We start from the raw sequence: 4,020 nt of genomic DNA on the forward strand, positions 1-4,020 counted from the left end.
CCCCCACCCGGTGCCGTGCACCGGGTGGGGGCTCCTCGCACGCGCGCGGACGGCGCTGCGGGTGCTCAGACGCTCTTGCGCCGGAACATCTGTTGGGCGCCCGAGGTCTCGGGCCCGTGGGGGTGCTCCACCTTGCCGTGGCCCCCCTCGGCCGACACGTCGGTGCCGCCGTGGGCCTTCTTGGCCGCGAGGGCCTCCTCGAACTTGCGCCTGGTCTCGTCGGTGACGTGCTCGTTCGTCATGACGTGACCTCCTTCCCGCCGATGCCAGGGCCGCGGCCGGTCCGCGGTGCTCGACTGCGCCCAGCGTGGCACCCCACCAAGGGGGCGTCCACCGTTTTTCCCACGGCCGACGGGCCGCGGCCCGACCGACCCGGGAGCCCACCTGACGTGGCCTGCGCCACATGGCACGATGACCCCGACCTCTCCCGGGCCACACCGCCCGGTCCCCCGACATCCACCCCAGGAGCGTCCATGTCGAGCAGCCAGCCCACCCACGACCTCGTCATCCTCGGTGGCGGAAGCGGCGGCTACGCGGCCGCCCTGCGCGCGGCCGAGCTGGGCCTCACCGTGGCCCTGGTGGAGAAGGGCAAGCTGGGCGGCACCTGCCTGCACCAGGGTTGCGTGCCCACCAAGGCGCTGCTGCACGCCGCCGAGGTGGCCGACAGCACCCGCGAGAGCGCCAGCTTCGGCGTGAACGCGACCTTCGAGGGCATCGACATGGGCCGCGTGAACGCCTACAAGGACGGCGTCATCGGCCGGCTGCACAAGGGTCTGCAGGGCCTGGTGAAGGCGCGCAAGGTGGAGTACGTGGAGGGCGAGGGCCGCCTCACCGCGCCCAACACCGTCACCGTGGACGGCCGCGAGCTCGTGGGCAAGGACGTGGTGCTGGCCACCGGGTCGCGCCCGCGGTCCATCCCGGGTCTGGAGATCGGTGGTCGGGTGATGACCTCCGAGCAGGCCCTGCAGCTCGACTTCGTGCCGCAGTCCGTGGTGGTGCTCGGTGGCGGCGTCATCGGCGTGGAGTTCGCCAGCGTGTTCACCAGCTTCGGGGCCCAGGTCACCGTGGTGGAGGGCCTGGACCGCATCGTGCCCGCTGAGGACGAGGCCGTGAGCAAGACGCTGCTGCGCGCCTTCCGCAAGCGCAAGATCGACGTCCGCACCGGCGTCATGTTCGAGTCCGTGGACAACCGCGAGGACGGCGTCACCGTGAGGCTGCAGGACGGCACCACGCTGGAGGCCGACCTGCTGCTCGTGGCCATCGGTCGCGGCCCGGTCACCGAGGGGATGGGCTTCGAGGAGGCCGGCGTCACCCTCGACCGCGGCTTCGTGGTCACCGACGCCGACCTGCGCACCGGCGTGGACCACCTGTGGGCCGTCGGCGACATCGTGCCCGGCCTGCAGCTGGCCCACCGCGGCTTCGCCCAGGGCATCTTCGTGGCCGAGAAGATCGCCGGCCTGGAGCCCGCCCCGATCGACGAGGCCGGCATCCCCCGCGTCACCTACTGCGACCCCGAGATCGCGTCGGTGGGCCTCACCGAGGCCAAGGCCAAGGAGCAGTACGGCGAGGACGCCGTGGAGGCCCTGGAGTACAACCTCGGCGGCAACGGCAAGAGCCAGATCCTGGCCACGCAGGGCTTCGTCAAGCTGGTGCGCCGCAAGGACGGCCCGGTGGTGGGCATCCACATGGTCGGCGCCCGCATGGGTGAGCAGGTGGGTGAGGCCCAGCTCATCTACAACTGGGAGGCCCTGCCCGAGGAGGTCGCCGCCCTCGTCCACGCCCACCCCACCCAGAACGAGGCCCTCGGCGAGGCCCACCTGGCGCTGGCCGGCAAGCCGTTGCACGCCCACGCGTGACGTACACGGCACGCCCCGGGTGGTGCGCGGCACCGCCCAGTGTGGAGAATGGCTGCGCAAGGGCAGTACAGACCGCTCAACGAACGACCGAGGAGACAGGGAATGTCTGAGAAGGTGACGATGCCGGAGCTCGGCGAGTCCGTGACCGAGGGCACCGTGACCCGCTGGCTGAAGGCCGAGGGTGACGAGGTCGAGGTCGACGAGCCGCTGCTCGAGGTCTCCACCGACAAGGTGGACACCGAGATCCCCTCCCCCTACGCGGGCGTGCTCTCCAAGATCATCGCCGGTGAGGACGAGACCGTCGAGGTCGGCGGCGAGCTGGGTGTCATCGGCGGCGAGGCCGGTGGCGACGACTCCTCCGAGGACGAGGCCGACCAGGACGCCGACGCCGAGCCGATGGACGCCGGGTCCGCCGAGGAGGTGGCTGCCGAGGGCGAGACCGAGGACCCGCAGGCCGCTGCGAAGGCCGACGAGAAGAAGGCCGCGGACAAGAAGGACCAGGAGCCGGCCCCGGCGAAGGAGGCCCCGAAGAAGGCCGAGTCCTCCGACAAGGGCTCCGACTCCGAGACCTACGTGACCCCGCTGGTGCGCAAGCTGGCCAAGCAGCACGGCGTGGACCTCTCCACCCTGGAGGGTTCCGGCGTGGGTGGCCGCATCCGCAAGCAGGACGTGCTGGCCGCCGCCGAGGGCAAGGGGGCCGAGGCGCCCGCCGAAGCCCCGGCCGAGCAGCCGAAGGCCGAGCAGGAGCCGGCCGAGCAGCCCGCGCAGAAGCCCGCGGCGCAGTCCTCGGGTTCCGCGCAGAAGTCCTCCGGCGCCCTGGGCGACCTGCAGGCCAAGCGCGGCACCACCGAGAAGATGACCCGCCTGCGCAAGGTGATCGCCCAGCGCATGCTGGAGTCGCTGCAGGTCTCCGCGCAGCTGACCACCGTGGTCGAGGTGGACGTCACCAAGATCGCCCGCCTGCGTGACCGCGAGAAGAAGGCCTTCCAGGCCCGCGAGGGCGTCAAGCTCTCGTTCCTGCCCTTCTTCGCGCAGGCCGCCATCGAGGCGCTCAAGGAGCACCCGACGGTGAACGCCTCGGTGGAGGACGACCAGATCGTCTACCACGCCCAGGAGAACCTGGGCATGGCCGTGGACACCGACAAGGGCCTGCTGGTGCCGGTCATCAAGGACGCCGGGTCGCTGAACATCGCCGGCATCGCCCGCAAGATCGACGACCTGGCCAGCCGCACCCGCGACAACAAGGTGGGCCCGGACGAGTTGAGCGGTGCGACCTTCACGCTCACCAACACCGGTTCGCGCGGCGCCCTGTTCGACACGCCGATCATCAACCAGCCGAACGTGGCGATCCTCGGCACCGGTGCCGTGGTGAAGCGCCCGGTCGTGGTGAGCGACGAGGACGGTCTGGAGACCATCGCCATCCGCTCGATGGTGTACCTGGCCCTGTCCTACGACCACCGCATCGTGGACGGCGCCGACGCCGCCCGCTTCCTGGGCACCATGAAGGAGCGCCTGGAGGCCGGCCAGTTCGAGGTCTGACCCGCTGACGCCGGTCCGGCCCGCCCGGCCGGCACAGCCCTTGCACACGACGGGGCCCCGCACCACACGGTGTGGGGCCCCGTCCGCGCACCCGCTCCCGGTCAGGCGGCCAGCACCCGCCAGTCGGCCAGCCGCCAGGAGATCGGGCCGCCGTCCTTCCCCGAGGGCTCGAGCTCGAGCCGGACCGTCCGCGGGTCCCCTCCCTGGGCGGCCACCTTGGCGGTGAGCACCACCCGGCCCGAGCCGCTCCCTCCGTCTGCCCGGACCGGCCGCACGTCGCTCACGCGGTAGCGGGCCGCCACCGAGTGGCCCTCGGGCGCGGGGTGCCCGGTGTCGCGGCGCCAGGCGGGGCTGTCGCGCACCACCACCCGGGCCAGGGCCTCCCGGTCCCCTGCCACCCACGCGACCGCCCGGGTCGTGAGCAGATCGTCGACCTCCTCGGCGGTGGGCAGGGCCACGGGCGCGCCCGCCTCCGGCGCGGTGCGCGTGCGTGCAGGGGCAGGCGTGGGCGAGGCGGTACCACCGGCCGGGCGGTCCGACACGGCGGAGGGATCGGCCGGCGCCCCGGAGGGATCGGCCGGCGCCCCGGAGGGACCGGGCGCCGCCACCGGGGTCTCGGCCACGG

2 protein-coding genes and 2 pseudogenes are annotated in these 4,020 nt (G+C 72.7%); 2 read left to right on the forward strand and 2 right to left on the reverse strand.

The window, feature by feature from the left end; all coding sequences use genetic code 11:
* Nucleotides 1-65 precede the first annotated feature (65 nt).
* Complete coding sequence (locus HMPREF3099_RS13080) at nucleotides 66-242, reverse strand: DUF5302 domain-containing protein (protein ID WP_168168510.1); 177 nt, start codon at nucleotides 240-242, stop codon at nucleotides 66-68.
* 231 nt (nucleotides 243-473) lie between these two features.
* Between HMPREF3099_RS13080 and lpdA the strand changes: the two genes are divergently transcribed.
* Nucleotides 474-1,856 (forward strand): dihydrolipoyl dehydrogenase, encoded by a 1,383-nt coding sequence (gene lpdA / locus HMPREF3099_RS09550; protein WP_070705736.1) that lies wholly within the window; start codon nucleotides 474-476, stop codon nucleotides 1,854-1,856.
* Nucleotides 1,857-1,964: 108 nt separating this feature from the next.
* Nucleotides 1,965-3,395, forward strand: a pseudogene (gene sucB / locus HMPREF3099_RS09555) (2-oxoglutarate dehydrogenase, E2 component, dihydrolipoamide succinyltransferase); the annotation flags it as partial.
* 101 nt (nucleotides 3,396-3,496) lie between these two features.
* On the opposite strand, the pseudogene HMPREF3099_RS09560 reads toward sucB, so the two are convergent.
* A pseudogene (locus tag HMPREF3099_RS09560) lies at nucleotides 3,497-4,020 on the reverse strand (hypothetical protein); the annotation flags it as partial.

It is taken from the genome of Kytococcus sp. HMSC28H12 (genome assembly GCF_001816045.1).
Lineage (GTDB): Bacteria > Actinomycetota > Actinomycetes > Actinomycetales > Dermatophilaceae > Kytococcus > Kytococcus schroeteri.

What these genes read in the sequence shown, in the direction of transcription:
- HMPREF3099_RS13080 (WP_168168510.1), bottom strand. Translation starts at nt 242, where the DNA reads ATGACGAACGAGCACGTCACCGACGAGACCAGGCGCAAGTTCGAGGAG.
- lpdA (WP_070705736.1), top strand. Translation starts at nt 474, where the DNA reads ATGTCGAGCAGCCAGCCCACCCACGACCTCGTCATCCTCGGTGGCGGA.